Here is a 21734-nt window from a genome sequence, read left to right on the forward strand (position 1 = left end):
AATGCGGAAGATAGAGGTTTAAACGTCACCTCATGCGAAAGCAGGCAGACTTCCGCAGGGTAATTCTTTGTGAAACGATTGTAGAACTTTAACGAAATGAAGAAACAGCAAAGGAGCAAGGCGAAAGCCGAGTGTGCATCTTCAGCCGAGCGTAACACAACATGGAAAAGCATTGACTTCTCCAAATGTGAACGAAAGGTCAGAAAGCTGCAAGTCCGAATAGCAAAGGCTCATAAAGAAAAGAGGTACAACAAGGTTAAAGCCTTGCAGCACCTGCTTGTCACTTCGTTCGAAGCCAAGGCATTGGCAGTAAGGAAAGTGACCTCCAATAAAGGTAAACGCACGGCAGGGGTTGACCACATAAAGTGGGATACCGATGCCAATAAAATAGAAGCTATACGTTCTTTGACACGGAGAGGATATAAAGCCCTCCCATTGAAAAGAGTTAACATACCTAAGGCAAACGGCAAGACAAGACCGTTGGGAATACCGACCATGAAAGACAGAGCCATGCAGGCACTGTATCTTATGGCATTGGAACCCATAACGGAAAGTGAAGCGGATGCAAACTCTTACGGATTCAGAAAGTTCAGAAGTACGGCAGATGCGATAGATGCGCTTCACAGATGGCTAAGCAGGGATTGCTCTCCCGAATGGATATTGGAGGGAGACATAAAAGGCTGCTTCGACCATATCAGCCATGAATGGCTTCTCGATAACGTACGAATCGACAGGCAGATATTAAGAAAATGGCTGAAAAGTGGAGTTGTATTCAACAGACTGCTTCAACCGACTATTGAAGGGACACCACAGGGCGGCATTATTTCACCGACACTTGCAAATGCAACTCTTGACGGCATGGAAAGGATGCTCAAAGAGAAGTACAAGGCAAGTTATGTCAATGGAAAACTTTACTGCCCCAAAGTCAATCTCGTAAGATATGCGGATGACTTCATTGTCACTGCTGACAAAAGGAAAACGTTACTTGAAATAAAGGAAATGTTGACAGTTTTTCTAAAGGAAAGAGGACTTACCCTATCCGATGAGAAGACACTGATAACACATATCAGTGACGGATTTGACTTTTTAGGTTTCAATGTCCGGAAGTACAACGGCACATTGTTAATAAAGCCGTCAAAGAAAAGTCAGAAACGTTTCACTGACAAGCTGCATGAGGTTGTGCTGACCAAAGGTAAGGCATCATCCCAGCAGGAGCTGATAGAGAAACTCAATCCTATAATAAAGGGATGGGGTAACTACTACAGCCATGTGGTATCAAAGGAGGTGTTCTGCCGATGTGACCATATCTTAATAAATCAACTTAAAAGATGGTCATATCGCAGACATACCGACAAGTCAAGGAAATGGATAAGGAAGAAGTATTTTATCCGAAAAGGTGGCAGAAATTGGATTTTCGGTTTTGAATATGTATGTGGAGAAATAAAGGATAAGTTCACATTACAGCAACTGACAGAAATTCCAATCAAGCGACACACAAAGATAAGATGCGAGGCCAATCCGTTCGACCCATCATGGGACGAATACTTCGAAAGGCGGAAACTCAAAAGTGCCCGTCAACGTGCGTGAAGAAAACTTTATCGGAAACAAGTCATCGCAAGATGATTATGAGCCGATTTAATTTTATGAGAATTAAATTTAGAATTATCGGAGCTGTATGCGGTGAAAGTCGCACGTACAGTTCTTAATGGGGAAAGCGGCAGCAATGCCGCCGACCTACATAACACAAGTTGTCTGACACCCGGGTGTCAGACAACTTGTCTTAGCATAGAAAAAAGAAGATGGCTATAGCCAAATTGTTTTCCGTTACCTCTATCATTAAATAAAATAAGTCTACCTTTACATTTTCAAAACATAGCAAATGGAAAGTAAACACAAACTATCCATCAACCAATGGGCACTGGAGGACCGCCCGCGGGAGAAAATGATGGAGAAGGGAGCAGCCGCATTGAGTGATGCCGAACTACTCGCTATATTAATCGGCTCCGGAAATACGGAAGAGAGTGCTGTTGAACTGATGCGACGCTTGCTTCTGTCTTGTGATAATAATCTTAATTCCTTGGCAAAATGGGAAGTCTGCGACTATTCCCGTTTTAAAGGTATAGGACCGGCGAAGAGTATCACAGTGATGGCTGCATTGGAACTTGGAAAACGAAGGAAACTGCAGAGTATAAAAGAAAGATCTCAAATAAGCTGTTCAAAAGATATCTATGATATTTTTCAACCTCTGATGTGCGATCTGGAACAAGAAGAATTCTGGGTTCTTTTGTTGAACCAGGCAACGAAACTGATTGATAAGGTGCGTATCAGTACTGGCGGGATAGATGGAACATACACCGATGTGCGTACCATTCTTCGGGAAGCATTGTTGCAAAGAGCCACACAAATAGCTGTGGTCCATAATCATCCTTCAGGGAATATCCGTCCTAGTCAGCCCGATAAAACCTTGACGGAACATATTCGCAAAGCAGCGGATACAATGAATATCCGCCTGATAGATCATGTGGTCGTTTGTGAAGAAGGATTCTTTAGTTTTGCAGATGAAGGATTACTTTGACTGTTTGGCTTTCTACAACAATTTGCCATCCCGATACGTTTTCTTAATCAGCCGGAGGTAGAGAATAAACTGCATATTCTTTGGATACGTGATATGCATTCTGTGTCTAATTTTTTATGTTTCATTTTTTATCTCTATCTTTGCGATATATAAAAAAATAAGAGGACGTATGGAAAAGATTGAAATAGAAGAAAAGATTGTAGCCATGCTAAAAACGGTGTACGACCCGGAAATCCCGGTGAATGTATACGATCTTGGACTGATTTATAAGATAGATGTTTCTGATAATGGGGAAGTAGTACTTGATATGACACTCACCGCCCCTAATTGTCCGGCAGCTGATTTTATAATGGAGGATATCCGTCAGAAAGTGGAATCGGTGGAGGGGGTGACTGCAGCCACCATTAATCTAGTGTTTGAACCCGAGTGGGATAAAGATATGATGAGCGAGGAAGCAAAACTTGAACTGGGCTTTCTTTAGTTACGAGTGATAGCTTCATAATCAATCTCTTATAACTAACAACTCAAAACTCATGAAGAATGTTTATTTCCTTTCCGATGCGCATCTGGGGTCTCGTGCCATAGAACATGGACGCACCCAGGAACGACGCCTTGTGAACTTTCTCGACAGTATAAAGCATAAAGCTTCTGCCATTTATCTGTTGGGAGATATGTTCGACTTCTGGTATGAATTCCGGTTGGTGGTTCCTAAAGGCTATACCCGGTTTTTGGGGAAAATCTCCGAGCTGACGGATATGGGAGTGGAAATTCACTACTTTATTGGTAACCACGATATCTGGTGTGGGGATTATCTTACGAAAGAATGTGGTGTCATTATGCACCGTGAACCGTTGACTACAGAAATCTATGGGAAAGAATTTTATCTTGCTCATGGTGACGGACTGGGTGATCCGGATAAGAAGTTCAAATTACTCCGGCAGATGTTTCATAGTAAAACTTTGCAAACGATGTTTTCAGCCATCCATCCCCGGTGGAGTGTGGAATTGGGACTGACGTGGGCAAAGCGTAGCCGACAGAAACGGGTTGATGGAAAAGAACCGGATTACATGGGAGAAAATAAAGAACATTTGGTACTATATACAAAGGAGTATCTGAGAAGCCATCCTAATATCAATTTCTTTATCTACGGGCATCGTCACATTGAATTGGATCTGATGTTGAGTGCAACCTCCCGCGTACTGATTTTGGGAGACTGGATTAACTTCTTCTCTTATGCCGTATTCGACGGAGAGAATCTCTTTTTGGAAGAGTATATCGAAGGAGAAACGCAAGCTTGATTATTATACTACCAATTACATAGATTGGATTGTAACTTATTTATTTGCAATATAACAGGGATATTCTCTAAATATTAAAATCAAAGGCAACTAATTCATTGCGATTTAGTTGCTTTTGATTTTATCTTTCAGTAAAGATATTCAGTAAATATCCCTACTGAATCTGTATTAACCAGCGTAATTCCTAATGAAAAACTTATTTTTTCGTTACGATCAACTTGGCTTTTACTTTATTAAAGTATAGTTTAATGGTATAAGTGCCATCCTCGCTTACTTTAAAATTATTATCGCTGCCCGCTTCTTCAAATTCTCCTTCAACATCATTGGTACCGAATGAATTCGTCCATTTGTTATCTGCGCGGATTTTCCATGCGTTATCGGCTTTTAGGTCCAATGTGGCAGTTAAGTAATAGGCTCTGTTGCCTGAAGCCTCCGATTCAAAAGCTAAAGTCATAGGAGTGTCCGCAGCTGCATTTCCCCAATCGTTATGTGTACCTGCAATTCCCCATGCATCGGCTGATGCTTTCGTAGAAAGTTCCAGAGTCGCCTTATTAAAAGAAAATTTGTAAGAATACTTATCATAGCAGGCAATATTACCCGTACTGGTAGCCAGCGTGATGGAAGCAGGATTCTTTTCGGTGACATCATCGGTTCCCCAACTCGTTTTCCAGGATGCTTCAGGAGAAATCTTCCAGCCGTCTTTTGCCTGATTGCCAAAGACTACCCATCCTTCATAGATGCCATCATCATTGGCAGAGAACAGTAATTGGCATTGCTTGAACGAATCATCCGGATTTCCCCAGTCGCAGTAGGCTCCCGGTAGGTATACTTTCGGATATTCGGGTTCGCCGATAAACGGAGTGATCTGGGCGGACTCTATGTTTGAATAGAAGGAATCGACAGCATCTGAGATAGAAGAGGCGATACGGAATTCAAAATCATAAGGTTCTACGGTGACTTCCATTTCATAAGATTTGAACAGCGTCATTATTTTACTGTTCAAATCCAGTGTAGTGATGTCATAAGACCCCTCTTCTGTAGAGGAGTACAAGGTTATTGCATTTTCAAAATCCTTGCCTTTCAAGGCCATTTGCAAAGAATTGGTAATCTGGGCGGCATATCCTGCCTGGGGATTGATCCATTTAAATTCGATCGCAGTGGTCTGGGCTTTATTCGCGTCCAATACATAAGTGTCGGCAATGCCGGACAATACGGCAGGAGTCACTTCGCTCTCATTGTAATACACTTTGTCCAGGTCGCTCTCGCAAGCACTGAATATCAATAGTGATAGGCAGATTGCTGATATATATTTTACTATTTTCATATCTGTAAGTCATTTTATTATTTATAACCTTCGTTTTGTTCCAGTGATCCGTTTACGCTGATGTCCGAAATAGGAATAGGGAATATATTGTATCTTTCGTTGACACCTACTCCGGTAATGACACCACCTTTGGCAGGCCACGTGTAGGAGGAAGATGTGTATTTGCCGAAACGAATCAGGTCTATGCGACGGACGCCTTCCCAGTAAAGTTCACGGCCTCTTTCGTCCAAGATATTCTGATAGTTGTTAGCTGTCAGCCAGGCTGCGTCGATCTTATTATGTGGGGTTTCTCCATAAGCACGGTCGCGTAACTCATTTACATATCCGACAGCCGTATTGATATCACCGCCTTCGCCGCCACGTGCCACTGCTTCTGCATACATCAGGTAAACATCGCCCAGACGGAACAAAGGGAAATCAGTATCTACCCACAGAACGTCCTGTCCCGGCTCTCCTGTACTGGTGAGGTTCGTATATTTGATGACTCCCCAGCCTTCGGTATCAAAATTACCTACTACTCCGGTTGTTATCTGATAGTTACATTTACCGTTATAGTCATCGAAGATGCCTCGTTTATCCAGAATTTCTTCCGGCTTAGGAGTTGTGTTGTCTTCAAAACTAAACAGTCCCACTAAATTCTGTGTGCCTCGGAACACACTCCATCCTTCGCGAACACCACCGCCTGCTTCTTTGCGTGCGCCGACAATCAGTGCTGTCATTCCCCAGGATTGAGTTTTTCTGCCATCAAAAATGACCGGATAGATAATTTCTTTCAATGTTTCCGGGTTCTCTCCATTGTCCGCTTTAAACAAATCGGCATAGTTGCTTGCCAGGGAATAATGAGGGATGATGCGTTTGCAGGCGGAGATACAATCGGTGTAGCGTGGCTGTCCCGTATAAACTTCGGCGTTCAGATACATACGTGCCAATAATGCGTCCACTACAGTTTGGTCGGCTCGTCCGTATTCTGTACGGGTAGCAGGCAGATCGGTTCTGATGGTATTCAGTTCGCTTTCAATCCAGTTGAACAGTTCCGTGCGTGAAAGCTGTGATGGAGTGAGCGAATAATTCTGTTCGGTGATGAACGGAGGTCTGCCATAAGCATCCATCAGAACGTAATATGCGAAAGCACGATTGAATCGAGCTTGCGCCGCATAGCTTTTCTGGTCGATTTCTGACGGTGCATTATCTATATTCTTCATAAATTCATTGGTAAGTGCCACTACAAACATGCAGCGTTGGTACACTCCCTCTATGATTTCATTCTTGCTGGTACTCCAGGTCAGGCTATTGATTTCGCTCGACCAGGCTTCGTTCGCTGCATTCTTGCATTCGTCGGTGGTCTGCTCCTGCATCGTCCACCAGCAGCGCATCAATACAGTGTTACCTCCATCCAAACCGGCAATATCGGAATCACTTCCATTCTGTCCGGAAAGTGCCCAAACTGAATATATTTTATTTAATCCTTTGGTATAACTTGCTGCATCTGTATAGGCTCTTTCCGCTGTAACAACGGTCGGGTCTAAAGGCTGTACATCTAAATCACCCACGCAACCGCTGAAAACGGTGAGGCAAGTCAGTATTGAAACTAATATATAATATTTCTTTTTCATGGCATTCCGTTTTAAAAGTTAAGATTGATACCTAATGTAAATGTGCGGGGACGAGGCCACATACTTCCGTCTACTGCTGATGTTTCTGGGTCCAGACCGCTGTACTTTGTAATCGTAAATACGTTCTGCACCGAAGCACTGATACGTCCCGACAATCGGTTGGTGAAGAGCTTTTTGAAGGAGTAACCCAGCGTGATGTTATCCATTTTCAGGAAAGAGGCATTTTCGAGGAAGTAATCGCTGGCTCCCTGCTCCGTACTGTTGATCTGGGTGAATCCGGTTTTATAGATTGCTTCGTAATAGTTTACGAGGAAGCCTTTACCACTGTAGTTGTAGGTAGTGCTGTTACCGGAAGCAAGAGAATTAAATACATAGTTTCCGAGGTTGGCACGCAGGTTGAAGCCCAAGTCCCAGTTGCGGTAAGTAAATTCCGAGCTTAGTCCCATAAAGACTTTTGCCATCGGACTTTTACCTGTCAGATAACGGTCGGCTTCTGTAATTTTTCCATTGCCGTCACGGTCGACAAAAGCATTCTGGATCGCTTTTCCATCTTTATCATATACTTGTTGGAAAAGATAGAAAGTGTTGGGCTGTTCATTGATCTGATGTTTTTGATTCGTTCCGGCATCGATACCTTGATATTCGGGATTATAAGTAGCCGTCAGTTTGGTAATCTTGCTGTCATTCCAAGTGATGTTGTAGCCCACATTCCAGGTAAAATCTTTGCTTTGTATAGCCATTGCATTGATATTGAATTCGACTCCTTCATTCTTCATTTCACCCACGTTAGCTGTAATTTGATTGGTGAAGTTGGTGCCGGCAGGTGCGCTGACAGTATTCAATAGGTCTTTGGTATGTTTCTGATAATACTCGATGCTACCATTGATGCGATTATTCAGGAAACCATAGTCGATGGCAAAATTATAGGTCGCGGTCTGTTCCCATTTCAAGTCGGGGCTGTAGCCATTTGGTTTCAGTAGAGTTGTTCCCAGATAAGTCGTGTTGGGGTTGGTACTGAATGAATAAGTGGTCAGATATTGATAGTCGCCGATTTCTTGCTGACCGGTGACACCATATCCCAAACGAAGCTTCAGTTTGGATAAAACATTTTTTGTTCCTGCCATGAATGCCTCATCGCTCACTGTCCATGCCAGTGCTGCCGACGGGAATAGGCCCCAGCGGTTGTTTTTGCTGAAACGGGAAGAGCCATCCCGGCGCAGGGTTGCGGTGAGCAGATAACGTCCCATGAAGTTGTAGTTCAAGCGACCAAAGAAAGATACAAGATAGTTTTCGTAAGGAATACGATAATGGCTGTCCCGAACATATTTTCCTATTTCCTTATCATACGTATACCCCTCTTTGTCACCCTCGCTTCCATCTGTCGGGTTGGAGTAGGTGATATCATGGTTGGCATAGTAGAAGTGTTGCCAGGAATAACCTGCCATTACATCAATATGGCTTTTGATTGATTTTATATCTTTGGTATAGTTCAGATAAAAATCCAGCAAATGGTTGCGACGCAAATTATTCCATGTATTGCCGCTTCCCAGATTTTTAAAGTTGGTGTCTTGTGCGCTTTGGATAGAACCGGGTGCAACAAAGTTGTGTCCCGTTGTTTTTGCCACGTCATAACCTATGTTCAAGTTCATGTGCAGGTCTTCCAGGCCATGAATCTTATAGTCCAGTTGGATGTTGCCTAAGCTACGGTTTGTCTTTCCCTGATTATCTCTATCATATAATAAAGATAGTGGATTGAATGTTGCTACCGATTGAACGGCACCGGGCACTTCCGACCAGTTCCAATAGCCGTGATAATTTCCGCTGTCTGTGTATATCGGTTTGGTTGGATCGAAGAAAGCAGCGGCACCTACGGCTCCCGAATCAGCAAAACGATTGTTGTTGATCGTACCTTTTACATTGATATCTACACTCAAATGCTCTTTAAAGAATTTCGGATTAAGATTGATGGCAGCGGTGTAACGTTCGTAAGAAGACGTTTTGAGAGTACCGCGTTCGTTATTGTAACCTAGGCTGACACGATAGGGCAGTATACCTGTCTTGCCGGAGATGGCGATATTCTGGTCGGTGCTCAAACCTGTCTGGTAGATGGCGTCCTGCCAGTCGGTAGATTGGTGAGGGTACTTGTTCACGATCTGACTGATCGCATCCTCTTGTGTCGTCCCGCTATACTGATTCTTTAGTACTTCGCGGAATTGATCGGCATTGAGAGTAGGAACACGTTGATAAACATCTTTGGCTGTGAAACTACCGGAATAGGTAATCTTCACCTTGCCTTGCGAACCTTTTTTAGTTGTGATAATGATAACACCGTTCGAAGCACGCGAACCGTAGATGGCGGTAGCCGAGGCATCTTTCAAAACGGTGAATGTTTCAATATCATTGGGGTTGATTGTTGCCAGTGCATTAGGTGTACCCGGAGCAGCATCATTGGAAGTAGGAATACCATCAATAACAATCAACGGATCATTGGATGCATTCAACGAAGCACCTCCACGGATACGGATGGTAGAACCGGCTCCGGGGCTACCATCACCCGGAGCTACAAAAAGTCCCGGCACTTTGCCTTGGATTAATTCCTGCGGTGATGTAACAGCACCGCGATTCATGTCTTCCGCTTTGATGGCAACAACTGAACCACTCAAATCGCTCTTCTTTACGGAACCATAACCAATGACAACGACATCATTCAACAATTGGCTGTCATCTTGCAGTGTCACAGTAACAGAAGGAGCAGCTTTCACTTCAGCAGGTTTATAACCTACAAAGGAAATAGAGAGTATGGCATCTTTGGCAGCATTCAGTGTAAAGTTACCGTCGAAATCGGTAATTGTACCTGTGGTAGTACCTTTGACAATCACATTTGCACCGATTACCGGTTCGCCCGTGGTGTCTTTTACATGTCCTTTGACAGCCATCTGTTGTGCATAGGAACTTAATGCGAAGAACAGCCCCGGCAATATGAGGAGAATCACTTGAAAGATTCTGAAATTAACTTGCTTCATGCATTCTAAAAATTAAAGTTAACAATATAGTGATATTATCATATCCTTGAAAATATTTAGTAAAAATGCCTATTGAAAACATTTATTCTTTAAAGGCTATATGATTATAGCCTTTTTAATCCTTTTACTTCTGCTTTATCTTTTACTTCTTTGATACTGATTGCATATCCTCCGCCGTTGGCTGCACGCAAAGTCATCTTACTCTTGTTGGTCAGAATACCTTTTTGGATGGTATATGCCTGTGGATTCTCTTTCCAGTCAGCATCTTTGGCATCTGCATAAACGGTGGCGATATACTGCTTGCCCGGAGTAAGAAAATCGAATGTCAGTTTAGAAGTATGTCCATTCTCACCTGCTGTACAACCGATATACCAGTCGTTAGTACCTTTCGCTTTACGGGCAACAGTGATGTATTCTCCCGGCTCTGCTTCCAGATAGTTGCTCTCGTCCCAGTCGATGGCTACATCTTTGATGAATTGGAAAGCATCCATAAACCGTTCGTAGTTTTCGGGGACATCGGCAGCCATTTGTAAAGGACTGTACATCGTCACGTATAAAGCTAGCTGGCGGGCGATGGTAGAACGTACCTGAGAATTATTGGCAGGATTCATTTTATTGCAGTGAGTTTCGAAGATACCTGGAGTATAATCCATCGGACCGCCAATTAATCGTGTGAAAGGCAGGATAGTGGTATGATATACCTTGTTCCCTCCGAATGATTCATACTCTGTACCGCGTGCCGATTCGTTGCCGATTAAGTTGGGATAAGTGCGGCAAATACCTGTCGGCCGGGTTGCTTCATGTGCATTGACCATGATTTTATAGTCGGCGGCTTTCTTTACTGCATACAGGTAGTGGTTGTTCATCCATTGACCGTAATGGTGTTCTCCACGAGGAATAATATTGCCTACATAACCACTCTTTACAGAGTTGTATCCGTTATCTGCCATGAACTGATAAGCCTGATCCATGTGGCGTTCGTAGTTGCGTACAGAAGCGGAAGTTTCATGGTGCATCATCATTTTAACACCCTTACCTGCTGCATAGCGATGTATTTCCTGTACATCGAAATCAGGATACGGAGTTACGAAATCAAATACGTAGTCTTTACTGTTGCCGAACCAGTCTTCCCATCCTTCATTCCATCCTTCCACTAACACTGCGTCGAATCCGTGAGTAGCTGCGAAATCTATATAACGTTTTACATTGGCTGTATTGGCGGAATGTTTGCCGTTCGGTTTTGTTTTAGAATAATCAGTTTCGCCAAGTTTCACGCTGGTCAGTTCGTCGGTATAAGCCCATGAACCTTTTCCGGTAATCATGTCCCACCATACGCCGATATATTTCACAGGTTTTATCCATGAAGTATCTTCCAGTTTGCAAGGTTCGTTCAGGTTAAGGGTAATACGTGAGGCAAGGATATTGCGGGCATCGTCGCTGACAATCACCGTACGCCATGGAGTATTGCAAGGAGTTTGCATATAACCTTTATCTCCTTTGGCATCCGGAGTCAGCCATGACTCGAATATCATATTTTTATCGTCGAGGTTCAGGTTCATGCAGGAGTAATCAACCAAAGCGGCTTCATGAAGGTTGATGTATAAACCATCGTCGGTTTTCATCATCAATGCGGTCTGTACACCTGTTGGTGAAAATACGGTCTGTGAAGTATTAGGGGTGACAGCTTGTTTCATCAATCCTCTGATTTCTGACAGGCGGGAAATGGTATAATCATATTCCTGTGTGTCATAATCACCCGGAATCCAATAAGCGGTATGGTCACCTGCCATTGCAAATTGTGAATGCTCATCCTTGATGATAAAGTAGTTCAATGTCTTCTGCTGTGGGAACTCATAGCGGAAGCCCAGACCGTCGTTGAACAGACGAAAACGTATCAGGATGGAGCGGTCGTTTACCGGTTGGTATAAGGTCACTGCCAGTTCATTATAATGATTGCGGATTTCCTTTTCTTCTCCCCATACCGGTTTCCAGGTTTCATCGAAAGTAGATGTACGGGCATCTTTCACTTCAAACCCATCAGATAGATTTGTTTTTGAATCAAGTTTATCCATGTCTCTGCGGTCTACCCAATCGAAATCAGTCTTAGTCGCATTCTCTTTTTTCAGTTCCAATCCCAGTTTACTAGGTTTGATGACAGCTTTTTCTTTGTAACTCAATTCATATATGGGAGCACCTTCTTTATTTAATTGGAAGGTCATAACCAGATTTCCATCCGGTGAGGTCAGTTTCTGTTGTGCGTTCGCGATGAACGAAATACAGAGTAAGGCAATAATCAATAAATTCTTCTTCATTTTATCTATGGTATTAAATTGTAAGCTAATTATTTTGAGCTTTCAGGTGTTTTGCATTAGGAATATCGCAAATGTAAAGACTATCCTTGCCGGCTTTATGAATTAGAATAAAAATACAAGTCTGTGTAAATGTCAATACGTTGTTTCCTAGGTAATTAACTGGCAATGTCACCTCCGCAAATATAAGTCGTTATGAACTTGTTCAGAAGGATAAAATCAAAATTCCACGGCTTGGAAGGGTCCATTCTTTTTCTAGTTTGACTGTCTCTCCTGTCAGCACATTATGAGCAGATGAAGCGGGTAGTATTTCCTGATATTCATTCAGGTTTATGGTTTGTTCCCGATTGTTTCCGTTAAGGAATACCGCTACTGATTGGTCACCATATTTGCGTTCGTATACATAAACACCTTTGTTAGGAGAAAAATGTTTTAATTTCCCTTTGGCGATCACTTCATTTCCTTTTCTCCATTGAAGTAGTTTTTGCAGGAAAGAGAAAGCTTCATATTGTTGTGCTGTCCGGTTGGTTGCGTCGAAGCAATTCCGTGTATCATTCTGCCAGCCCCCAGGAAAATCACAGCGGAGTAAACCGTCGCCATTAGCTTTGTCGGCAGCCATTAGAATTTCAGTTCCATAATATATTTGTGGAATTCCCCGGGTTGTCAACAGAAATGTGAGTGCCTGTTTGTAGCGATCGAGGTTTTGTGTGGCAGCTTCCGAACGGTAGAAGCGGGAAGTGTCATGATTGTCGAGAAAGATTAATAGATTCATCGGGTCGGCATAGACGATATCTTGTGATAGATAGTCGAAGAGCCGGTAAAGTCCTCCGTTCCAGTCGTTCGTTTCCTCGTCGAAAGCATTATTCATCTGATCCATCAGCGGGAAATCCATCACTGTACGCAAATAGGAATTTTTGGGAGCGGCTACTTTACTGTCTTTTTGCCAGTAAGAGACAAGCACGTTACTGCCTATCCAGGTTTCTCCTACAATATTGAAATTCGGATATTCTTCTGTTACCGCTTTACACCAGTCAGACATCATGTTGAAGTCTGCATAAGGATGTGTGTCCTGGCGGATGCCATTGATACCTGCATATTCAATCCACCAGATACTGCTTTGTATCAGATAAGTAGCTACATGGCGGTTACGTTGGTTAAAATCGGGCATACATTCGCTAAACCAGCCGTCTACTACAATCTTTTTCGCATAGTCCGAAGCATACGGATCTGATGGAGTAGCTGTCTTGAAAGTCGTTTGTACATAGTTGCCTTTGAAGTTGAACCAATCCTTGGAAGGCATATCTTTGAAGAGATAGTTTTGGTCTCCGCAATGATTGAAGATCATATCCATTACTACTTTTAAGCCTTTGTTGTGTGCCTGTTGCACCAGACTGCGGAATTCCTCATTACTTCCGAAACGCCGGTCTACCTGATAGTAATCGGTAATGGCATAACCATGATAGGAGCCTTCTTTCATATCATTTTCCTGAATCGGATTGAGCCATATACTTGTCACTCCCAAATTGGCAATGTAATCCAGTTGATTCTCTATACCTTTCAGATCACCGCCATGACGTGCAAAAGGATCATTACGATCTACTTTAGCTTCCAACATTCCGGGGATTATATCATTAGAAACATCGCCATTGGCAAAGCGGTCCGGCATAATGAGATAAAGAACGTCGCTTGAATTAAAACCTTCCACTTCGGAAGCTGACGGTCTTCTTTGTTTAAGCTCGTAGGGGACTACAGTTTGCTTTTTTCCTTGTTTCAGAATGATTTCGAATTTCTGTGGGGCTGCTTCCGAAATATTCATATATAAAAGCAGGTAATTCGGATTTTCCTGTTTTACAACTTCTTGTAACATGATGTCTTTAGAAGAAATGCTGACCTCTGCAGAAGCTATATGTTCCCCATACAGCATGACTTGCAGTTCGGGGTTTTTCATTCCTGCCCACCAGAATGCAGGGGCTACTTTTTTTATTGCAGTTGCGGCGAATAGTGAGCTGCAACTAAATAAGGATACAAGTAAGATGACGGATAAAAAAAACTTTTTCATGGTAACGTAGATTTTAAATGTTTGCTCGGCGAACCGATGTTGCAAATGTAGAGGGATAGGATGCTATATTGGGAAACTAGAATATAAATATAAATGCTTTCGGAAGTTAATGCGTTGTAAATCAATAGTATGTTAGCGAAATAACGATGAGGAAATATAAGTGAAAATTAAAATAGTTATGAATATATATTTCATTCTCATTACTATATTTATTATATTTGTGACATCTTTAAAAAGTATCCTATGAGAAATATAGCCTGTTATATTTTATTTTTTCTCTTGGCTTATCCTGTTTCATTGTCTGCAAAGCAGACGGAATATGGAGCAGCTCTTAAAAGACTGGACGACATCATAAATAAGAAAGAAACTTATCAGCTTCAGAAAGAAAAGGAGATTGATGGCTTGAAAGTCCAGCTTGCTCATTCGGTTGATCCTGTTGATAAATACCGGCTATATGGTGCTCTGTTTGATGCTTATCTCCATTATCAGGCAGATTCTGCACTTCATTATATAAACAGTAGAAAACAGATTCTACCTCAACTGAATCGTCCGGAGTTGGAGAATGAGATTATGATTAACCGGGCAACAGTGTTGGGGGTGATGGGGATGTATATTGAAGCAATGAAAGAGTTGGAGAGAATTCGCCCGGCGAAGTTGGACAAAAGAATGTTACTGTCTTATTATCAGACTTACCGTGCCTGCTATGGCTGGCTTGCTGACTATACTACCAATAAGGAGGAAAAAAAGAAATACCTGAAAAAGACAGATTTATATCGTGATTCTATTATCAGTATCATGCCTCCGGAAACAAACAGGACGATTGTTGCAGCTGAAAAATATATAGTCAATGGTAAAGCCGACACAGCTTTAGTCATGCTTAATGATGCATTGAAAGACGTTGTTGATGAACGCCAGAAAGTTTATATCTACTATACGCTGTCCGAAGCATATAGTATGAAGAAAGATACAGAGAAAGAAGTATACTATCTGATATTGACAGCGATAGCGGATTTGGAGTCTTCAGTGAGAGAGTATGCCTCTTTGCAGAAGTTGGCCCATCTGATGTATGAGCAGGGGGATATTGATCGTGCTTACAAGTATTTGAGTTGTTCGATGGAGGACGCTGTAGCTTGTAATGCCCGTTTACGTTTTATCGAGGTAACTGAGTTTTTTCCGATTATTGATAAGGCTTATAAACTGAAGGAAGAAAAAGAACGTGCGGTTTCCCGAACCATGTTAATCAGTGTCAGCTTGTTGTCATTGTTTCTTTTGGTTGCTATCTTCTTTCTGTACCGTTGGATGAAGAAACTGTCTATCATGCGGCATGATTTGAGTTTGGCCAATGAACAGATGCAAGTAGTCAACAAAGAACTGGAGCAGACGGGGAAAATAAAAGAGGTATATATTGCCCGCTATCTGGACAGGTGTGTCAACTATCTGGATAAACTGGAAACCTACCGTCGCTCATTGGCTAAACTGGCGATGGCATCCCGTATCGAAGATTTATTTAAGGCTATTAAATCCGAACAGTTTATCCGGGATGAGCGGGATGAGTTTTATAATGAATTTGATAAGTCTTTCCTGAAATTATTTCCGAACTTTATTTCCGCTTTTAATGAATTGCTGGTAGAAGAAGCAAGGGTTTATCCGAAATCCGATGAGCTTCTGACAACAGAACTTCGTATCTTTGCCCTTATCCGCTTGGGAGTGGTAGACAGTAACAAAATCGCTCATTTTCTCGGTTATTCTTTGGCCACTATCTATAATTATCGTAGCCGGATGCGTAATAAAGCTGCCGGGGACAAAGATCAGTTTGAGCAGAATGTAATGAACCTATAGTGCTATTCACAGATAGCAATGTGTTATTGCTTCGTAATATGCGAGCAAGTAATACTGGCATATTCAGCAAATATCCACTTTTAGTGTTCGATAATCCGCTGCATCTCTTTCTTTTTTTTCTAACTTTGTAGGCAACTAATCTAATAATAAATATACTAGAGAATGAAAAAGTTAATCTACACACTGTTCTTTGTCCTTATCTCCGTTGTAGCCAACGGGCAAGCAAAGTACGTATTCTATTTCATCGGAGATGGAATGGGAGTCAATCAAGTAAATGGTACGGAGATGTATCAGGCGGAAATTCAAAATGGCCGTATTGGAGTCGAGCCTTTGTTGTTTACTCAATTTCCGGTTGCTACCGTAGCAACCACTTTCTCTGCTAAAAATTCAGTAACAGACTCTGCAGCTGCAGGTACTGCATTGGCAACAGGAAAGAAGACCTATAATGGTGCTATTTCCGTAGGAGAAGATAAAAGTGCCATTCAAACTGTTGCTGAAAAGGCAAAGAAAGCTGGAAAAAAGGTGGGCGTAACGACTTCTGTCAGTGTAGATCATGCTACTCCTGCCGCATTCTATGCACATCAACCTGATCGTAATATGAATTATGAAATCGCTCTTGATTTGCCGAAAGCCAATTTCGATTTTTATGCAGGCGGTGGTTTCTTGAAACCTACCACTACTTATGACAAGAAAGAAGCTCCGAGCATTTTCCCTATTTTTGAAGAAGCAGGATATACAGTAGCACGTGGTTACAATGACTATAAGGCAAAAGCTGCAAAAGCAGAAAAGATGATCTTGATTCAGGAAGAAGGAGCCAATCCTTCTTGTCTGCCTTATGCCATTGATCGCAAAGAGAATGATTTGACATTGGCACAAATTACGGAAAGTGCTATTGACTTCCTTACTAAAGGTAATAATAAAGGCTTTTTCTTGATGGTAGAAGGAGGTAAAATTGACTGGGCATGCCACGCCAATGACGCCGCTACTGTGTTCAACGAAGTGAAAGACATGGATAATGCTGTCAAAGTAGCTTATGAATTCTATAAGAAACATCCGAAAGAAACACTGATTGTGATCACTGCAGATCATGAAACAGGTGGTATCGTGCTCGGTACGGGAAAATATGCGTTGAACCTGAAAGCATTGCAATATCAGAAAAATTCTACTGACGGACTTTCACAACGTATCAGTGAATTGAGAAAATCAAAAGACAATAAAGTCACTTGGGAGGACATGAAAACATTCCTTGGCGAAGAAATGGGCTTCTGGAAACAATTCCCAATTTCTTGGGAACAGGAAAAAAAGTTGCGTGATGAGTTTGAGAAATCATTCGTGAAGAATAAAGTCGTATTTGCTGAAAGTATGTACTCTAAGAACGAACCGATGGCTGCACGTGCGAAGGAAGTGATGGATGAAATAGCCATGATAGGATGGGTAAGTGGCGGACACTCTGCCGGTTATGTTCCTGTATTTGCTATTGGTGCAGGTTCTCAACTGTTTGGTGAGAAGATTGATAATACAGAAATACCTAAAAGAATTGCGAAAGCTGCAGGATATAAATAATAGAACTGTATAAATATAAAAATAGCCGGGAGTCTTTGGACTCCCGGCTATTTTTATATGTTCTTTTAAATTATGCTTTCACACGTCCTACGTAAGAACCGTCACGAGTATCGATTTCGATTGTTTCACCCTCGCTGATGAACAAAGGAACACGTACTGTTGCACCTGATTCCACAGTTGCAGGTTTCAGTGTGTTAGTAGCTGTATCACCTTTCAGTCCTGGTTCAGTATAAGTGACTTTCATTTGCACTTTGATTGGCATATCTGCATAAAGTACAGTTTCTGTAGAAGCATCGGAAACCACATCCAATATCATACCTTCGAGTAGGAAGTCAACGCCGTTAATCAAATCGTGAGCGATAGGATGTTGGTCGAATGTTTCCTGGTTCATAAAGATATAATCTTCTCCTTCTTTATACAAAAATTGGTATGGACGACGTTCTACACGTACATCTTCCAACTTTTCACCGATGTTGAAACGGCGTTCGAGAACGTATCCGCTAACTACATCTTTCAGTTTAGTACGCATAAAAGTGTTACCTTTACCTGGTTTTACATGCAGGAATTCTATACAGAAATAGAGCTTTCCGTCCATACGGATACAAGTTCCGTTTTTGATGTCTTGAGCATTAATCATACTGCTATTTTTCTTAATCTATTATTGTTATTTAATTGTTTTCGCAGGAATTCGACTGCAAAAGTAATCTAAATCGGTAAAAAACACAAAAACTTTTGAGCAAAAATGAGTTATCTCTTGGTTAATTTAAAAAAAGTGCCTATTTTTGCAGCCCGATTACGTAGAATAATAACATAAAAACAAGATACAGTAATGAAAAGAACATTTCAACCCTCTAACAGAAAGAGAAAGAACAAACACGGTTTCCGTGAGAGAATGGCATCGGCTAATGGTCGTAGAGTATTAGCTGCTCGTCGTGCGAAAGGCAGAAAGAAACTGACTGTTTCTGATGAGTACAACGGACAAAAGTGATAATCATTTGTCATCAGGAAACAAAAAAGGCGGAGAATTTAATCTTCGCCTTTTTTGTTTCTCTGTTTTTCAAGGGGATAGTATGTTAAAAAGCGATATTATTTGCTCTTGTTTATGACTTTTTGCTTTTCTTTGTGAGATTAAATAAAACTCATAAACGAACATATGCGATGGTAGAGTATATCCGGGACCTGAAATCCCGTATCATTATAAGGTTGTTGAAATCTATAAGAGTGGGGATTATAGTTGCGGCAATTCTGGTGATGATAAGTGTCCTTGCATAATAGGTAGGGACATTTTTCATCGCCTACTTTTTAAAAGTTCAACTATTTTGTCGTATCTTTGGCGCATATTAACAGCAATGCGTATGACTATTAAAGAATTCTTTTCTTTTAAAAACAATAAATATTTCTGGGTGAATATTATCGCCATGATTGTGGTGGTGATAGTGATGATATTTGGTGTGTTGAAATGGCTTGATATACATACACATCATGGTGAAAGCGTGGTAGTTCCCGATGTGAAAGGAATGACAGTGGAAGAAGCTACGAAGATGTTCCGGAATCACGGTCTGGTATATGTGATTTCCGATACTAAATATGTCAAAGATAAAGCAGCGGGTATCATTCTTGAACTGAAACCGGGAGCCGGTGAGAAAGTGAAGGAAGGACGTACGGTATACCTGACTGTTAATACACTGGATGTCCCTTTACGTGCCATTCCTGATGTGGCGGACAACAGCTCGCTCCGGCAGGCACAGGCAAAGTTACTGAATGCCGGTTTTAAACTGAATCAGATTCAATTGGTAAATGGTGAGAAAGACTGGGTGTACGGTGTGAAATATCAGGGACGTCAGTTGGCTGCCGGAGAAAAGATTCCTTTGGGAGCTTCTTTGACATTGATGGTAGGAGACGGCTCCGGTGATATGTCGGAAGAAGAGGACTCGGTCGAAGTTTTCGTGGATACGGAGAAGCCGGTTACGTCGGAATCATCATCTGCCCAAGATGATAGTTGGTTTTAATAGATAAATAACAGAAACGGACTCGCATGATAGAGGAAGAACTTCCGGATGAACTGGAGAATGATTTGGATGATATAGAACCTGTCGGTGACGAATCCCAGCTTTACGAGCACTTCCGCGTGGTTGTAGACAAGGGGCAGGCGATGGTCAGAGTCGACAAATATCTGTTCGAACGTATTGTCAATGCTTCGCGCAACCGTATTCAGAAAGCTGCCGAAGATGGATTCGTTATGGCCAATGGCAAACCGGTGAAGAGTAGCTACAAAGTGAAACCGCTGGATGTCATTACAGTGATGATGGACCGTCCCCGTTATGAAAATGAAATTATTCCTGAAAATATTCCCCTTACTATCGTTTATGAAGATCCTTATCTGATGGTTGTGAATAAACCGGCGGGATTGGTCGTGCATCCGGGACACGGAAACTATCACGGCACGCTGGTCAATGCGCTGGCTTGGCACATGAAGGATATACCGGATTATGATGCCAATGACCCGCACGTGGGACTTGTTCATCGCATCGATAAAGATACTTCAGGCTTACTGGTGATTGCCAAGACACCGGATGCCAAAACAAATTTGGGAATTCAATTCTTTAATAAGACTACCAAACGCAAATATCGTGCTTTGGTGTGGGGTGTTGTGGAACAGGATGAAGGAACGATTGTCGGTAATATTGCCCGTAATCCGAGAGACCGGATGCAAATGGCGGTGATGTCCGATCCGACAGTGGGCAAACATGCCGTTACACACTACCGCGTACTGGAAAGACTGGGATACGTAACCCTTGTGGAATGTATACTTGAGACAGGACGTACTCATCAGATTCGTGTCCACATGAAACATATCGGTCATGTGCTGTTCAATGACGAACGCTATGGCGGTCATGAGATACTGAAAGGAACCCATTTTAGTAAATACAAACAGTTTGTAAATAATTGCTTTGACACTTGTCCCCGACAGGCTTTGCATGCTATGACGTTGGGGTTTGTGCATCCCGTCACAGGTGAAGAGATGTATTTTACTTCCGAACTTCCGGATGACATGACCCGGCTTATCGAGAAGTGGAGAGGCTATATAAGTAATAGAGAATTAGAATGAAACGCAACATCGCTATCGTAGCAGGAGGAGATACCTCTGAAATCGTAGTTTCCCTGCGTAGCGCACAGGGTATTTATTCCTTTATTGATAAGGAAAAGTATAATTTGTATATCGTGGAGATGGAAGGCCGTCGCTGGGAAGTACAATTACCGGACGGAAACAAAGTGCCGGTGGATAGAAATGACTTTAGTTTTATGAACGGAACGGAAAAGGTTGTGTTCGACTTTGCTTATATCACCATCCATGGTACGCCGGGTGAGGATGGCAGGCTGCAAGGCTATTTTGATATGATGCGTATTCCATATTCCTGTTGTGGAGTGTTGGCGGCTGCCATTACTTATGACAAGTTTACCTGCAATCAATATCTGAAAGCTTTCGGGGTGCGCATTGCCGAATCACTGTTGCTGCGCCGGGGACAATCGGTTTCTGACGACGAAGTAGTGGAAAAGATCGGCCTGCCTTGTTTTATCAAGCCTAGTTTGGGAGGTTCGAGTTTCGGGGTTACGAAAGTGAAGACAAAAGAACAAATACAACCGGCCATTGTTAAAGCTTTCGGAGAAGCGGAAGAGGTGATTGTTGAAGCGTTTATGGACGGAACGGAACTGACTTGCGGCTGTTATAAGACAAAAGAGAAGACGGTGATCTTTCCGCCTACGGAAGTCGTGACGCACAATGAGTTCTTTGATTATGATGCTAAATATAATGGACAGGTAGATGAAATCACTCCTGCGCGTATCTCGGATGAATTGACCAAACGCGTACAGATGCTGACTTCAGCTATCTATGATATATTAGGTTGTTCCGGTATTATCCGTGTAGATTACATTATAACTGCCGGTGAAAAACTGAATCTTCTCGAAGTAAACACTACTCCGGGAATGACTACTACCAGTTTTATTCCCCAGCAAGTGCGTGCAGCCGGACTGGATATAAAGGATGTGATGACTGATATTATTGAAAACAAGTTTTAAGTATTAAGTATCAAGTATCAAGTATTAACCATGCGGTTTGTACGCAGTCTA

The 21734-nt window shown here is 42.1% G+C and carries 16 protein-coding genes; 10 read left to right on the top strand and 6 right to left on the bottom strand.

Annotated elements, in window-relative coordinates:
* Window positions 1–96: 96 nt before the first annotated feature.
* From ltrA to NXX38_RS09450, 4 genes are all read left to right on the top strand, one after another.
* A complete protein-coding gene (ltrA, locus tag NXX38_RS09435; protein ID WP_258978446.1) occupies window positions 97–1587 on the top strand; it encodes a group II intron reverse transcriptase/maturase in 1491 nt (496 codons plus the stop codon).
* A gap of 292 nt (window positions 1588–1879) precedes the next feature.
* Window positions 1880–2575 carry a RadC family protein gene (gene radC, locus NXX38_RS09440; protein ID WP_148363980.1) on the top strand — a complete coding sequence of 232 codons (696 nt, stop codon included), beginning with the start codon at window positions 1880–1882 and terminating at the stop codon, window positions 2573–2575.
* 169 nt (window positions 2576–2744) lie between these two features.
* Complete coding sequence (locus tag NXX38_RS09445; RefSeq protein ID WP_074909760.1) at window positions 2745–3056, top strand: metal-sulfur cluster assembly factor; 312 nt, start codon at window positions 2745–2747, stop codon at window positions 3054–3056.
* 52 nt (window positions 3057–3108) lie between these two features.
* Window positions 3109–3873: a UDP-2,3-diacylglucosamine diphosphatase gene (locus tag NXX38_RS09450; RefSeq protein WP_258979366.1), complete on the top strand. Its 765-nt coding sequence runs from the start codon at window positions 3109–3111 to the stop codon at window positions 3871–3873.
* A gap of 196 nt (window positions 3874–4069) precedes the next feature.
* Here the strand turns inward: NXX38_RS09450 and NXX38_RS09455 are convergent, their stop codons facing one another.
* The 5 genes from NXX38_RS09455 to NXX38_RS09475 all read right to left on the bottom strand — a co-directional run bounded on the left by NXX38_RS09455 (window position 4070) and on the right by NXX38_RS09475 (window position 14201).
* Complete coding sequence (locus NXX38_RS09455) at window positions 4070–5197, bottom strand: SusE domain-containing protein (RefSeq protein WP_258979367.1); 1128 nt, start codon at window positions 5195–5197, stop codon at window positions 4070–4072.
* A 17-nt stretch (window positions 5198–5214) separates the two neighbouring features.
* On the bottom strand, window positions 5215–6810 hold the full coding sequence (locus NXX38_RS09460) for a RagB/SusD family nutrient uptake outer membrane protein (RefSeq protein WP_148363977.1): 1596 nt from the start codon (window positions 6808–6810) through the stop codon (window positions 5215–5217).
* 11 nt (window positions 6811–6821) lie between these two features.
* A complete protein-coding gene (locus NXX38_RS09465) occupies window positions 6822–9833 on the bottom strand; it encodes a TonB-dependent receptor (RefSeq protein ID WP_258979368.1) in 3012 nt (1003 codons plus the stop codon).
* A gap of 104 nt (window positions 9834–9937) precedes the next feature.
* Window positions 9938–12145 (bottom strand): glycoside hydrolase family 97 protein, encoded by a 2208-nt coding sequence (locus tag NXX38_RS09470; RefSeq protein WP_258979369.1) that lies wholly within the window; start codon window positions 12143–12145, stop codon window positions 9938–9940.
* Window positions 12146–12347: 202 nt separating this feature from the next.
* A complete protein-coding gene (locus NXX38_RS09475; protein WP_148363974.1) occupies window positions 12348–14201 on the bottom strand; it encodes a glycoside hydrolase family 13 protein in 1854 nt (617 codons plus the stop codon).
* 243 nt (window positions 14202–14444) lie between these two features.
* Between NXX38_RS09475 and NXX38_RS09480 the strand changes: the two genes are divergently transcribed.
* Both NXX38_RS09480 and NXX38_RS09485 read left to right on the top strand, forming a co-directional pair.
* A complete protein-coding gene (locus tag NXX38_RS09480) occupies window positions 14445–16040 on the top strand; it encodes a DUF6377 domain-containing protein (protein WP_148363973.1) in 1596 nt (531 codons plus the stop codon).
* A gap of 162 nt (window positions 16041–16202) precedes the next feature.
* Window positions 16203–17603 (top strand): alkaline phosphatase, encoded by a 1401-nt coding sequence (locus tag NXX38_RS09485; RefSeq protein WP_148363972.1) that lies wholly within the window; start codon window positions 16203–16205, stop codon window positions 17601–17603.
* 70 nt (window positions 17604–17673) lie between these two features.
* On the opposite strand, the gene efp is transcribed toward NXX38_RS09485, so the two are convergent.
* Window positions 17674–18240, bottom strand: a complete 567-nt coding sequence (gene efp / locus NXX38_RS09490; RefSeq protein WP_148363971.1) for an elongation factor P — start codon at window positions 18238–18240, stop codon at window positions 17674–17676.
* Between the two features lie 192 nt (window positions 18241–18432).
* Here efp and rpmH point away from each other — a divergent pair, with 192 nt between their 5' ends.
* The 4 genes from rpmH (at window position 18433) to NXX38_RS09510 (ending at window position 21683) form a co-directional block, all read left to right on the top strand.
* Window positions 18433–18591: a 50S ribosomal protein L34 gene (rpmH, locus tag NXX38_RS09495; RefSeq protein WP_004299762.1), complete on the top strand. Its 159-nt coding sequence runs from the start codon at window positions 18433–18435 to the stop codon at window positions 18589–18591.
* Between the two features lie 367 nt (window positions 18592–18958).
* On the top strand, window positions 18959–19612 hold the full coding sequence (locus NXX38_RS09500) for a PASTA domain-containing protein (RefSeq protein ID WP_148363970.1): 654 nt from the start codon (window positions 18959–18961) through the stop codon (window positions 19610–19612).
* 26 nt (window positions 19613–19638) lie between these two features.
* Entirely contained in the window at window positions 19639–20712 is a 1074-nt protein-coding gene (locus NXX38_RS09505) for an RluA family pseudouridine synthase (protein ID WP_117935519.1), read from the top strand.
* Window positions 20709–21683 carry a D-alanine--D-alanine ligase gene (locus tag NXX38_RS09510; protein WP_234133277.1) on the top strand — a complete coding sequence of 325 codons (975 nt, stop codon included), beginning with the start codon at window positions 20709–20711 and terminating at the stop codon, window positions 21681–21683. Before NXX38_RS09505 ends, NXX38_RS09510 begins: the two co-directional genes overlap by 4 nt.
* The last annotated feature ends 51 nt before the right edge of the window (window positions 21684–21734 follow it).

Origin of the sequence: Bacteroides sp. BFG-637, assembly GCF_024793605.1 — a bacterium.
GTDB lineage: Bacteria > Bacteroidota > Bacteroidia > Bacteroidales > Bacteroidaceae > Bacteroides > Bacteroides vicugnae.

What these genes read in the sequence shown, in the direction of transcription:
- ltrA (WP_258978446.1), top strand. Translation starts at nt 97, where the DNA reads ATGAAGAAACAGCAAAGGAGCAAGGCGAAAGCCGAGTGTGCATCTTCA.
- radC (WP_148363980.1), top strand. Translation starts at nt 1,880, where the DNA reads ATGGAAAGTAAACACAAACTATCCATCAACCAATGGGCACTGGAGGAC.
- NXX38_RS09445 (WP_074909760.1), top strand. Translation starts at nt 2,745, where the DNA reads ATGGAAAAGATTGAAATAGAAGAAAAGATTGTAGCCATGCTAAAAACG.
- NXX38_RS09450 (WP_258979366.1), top strand. Translation starts at nt 3,109, where the DNA reads ATGAAGAATGTTTATTTCCTTTCCGATGCGCATCTGGGGTCTCGTGCC.
- NXX38_RS09455 (WP_258979367.1), bottom strand. Translation starts at nt 5,197, where the DNA reads ATGAAAATAGTAAAATATATATCAGCAATCTGCCTATCACTATTGATA.
- NXX38_RS09460 (WP_148363977.1), bottom strand. Translation starts at nt 6,810, where the DNA reads ATGAAAAAGAAATATTATATATTAGTTTCAATACTGACTTGCCTCACC.
- NXX38_RS09465 (WP_258979368.1), bottom strand. Translation starts at nt 9,833, where the DNA reads ATGAAGCAAGTTAATTTCAGAATCTTTCAAGTGATTCTCCTCATATTG.
- NXX38_RS09470 (WP_258979369.1), bottom strand. Translation starts at nt 12,145, where the DNA reads ATGAAGAAGAATTTATTGATTATTGCCTTACTCTGTATTTCGTTCATC.
- NXX38_RS09475 (WP_148363974.1), bottom strand. Translation starts at nt 14,201, where the DNA reads ATGAAAAAGTTTTTTTTATCCGTCATCTTACTTGTATCCTTATTTAGT.
- NXX38_RS09480 (WP_148363973.1), top strand. Translation starts at nt 14,445, where the DNA reads ATGAGAAATATAGCCTGTTATATTTTATTTTTTCTCTTGGCTTATCCT.
- NXX38_RS09485 (WP_148363972.1), top strand. Translation starts at nt 16,203, where the DNA reads ATGAAAAAGTTAATCTACACACTGTTCTTTGTCCTTATCTCCGTTGTA.
- efp (WP_148363971.1), bottom strand. Translation starts at nt 18,240, where the DNA reads ATGATTAATGCTCAAGACATCAAAAACGGAACTTGTATCCGTATGGAC.
- rpmH (WP_004299762.1), top strand. Translation starts at nt 18,433, where the DNA reads ATGAAAAGAACATTTCAACCCTCTAACAGAAAGAGAAAGAACAAACAC.
- NXX38_RS09500 (WP_148363970.1), top strand. Translation starts at nt 18,959, where the DNA reads ATGACTATTAAAGAATTCTTTTCTTTTAAAAACAATAAATATTTCTGG.
- NXX38_RS09505 (WP_117935519.1), top strand. Translation starts at nt 19,639, where the DNA reads ATGATAGAGGAAGAACTTCCGGATGAACTGGAGAATGATTTGGATGAT.
- NXX38_RS09510 (WP_234133277.1), top strand. Translation starts at nt 20,709, where the DNA reads ATGAAACGCAACATCGCTATCGTAGCAGGAGGAGATACCTCTGAAATC.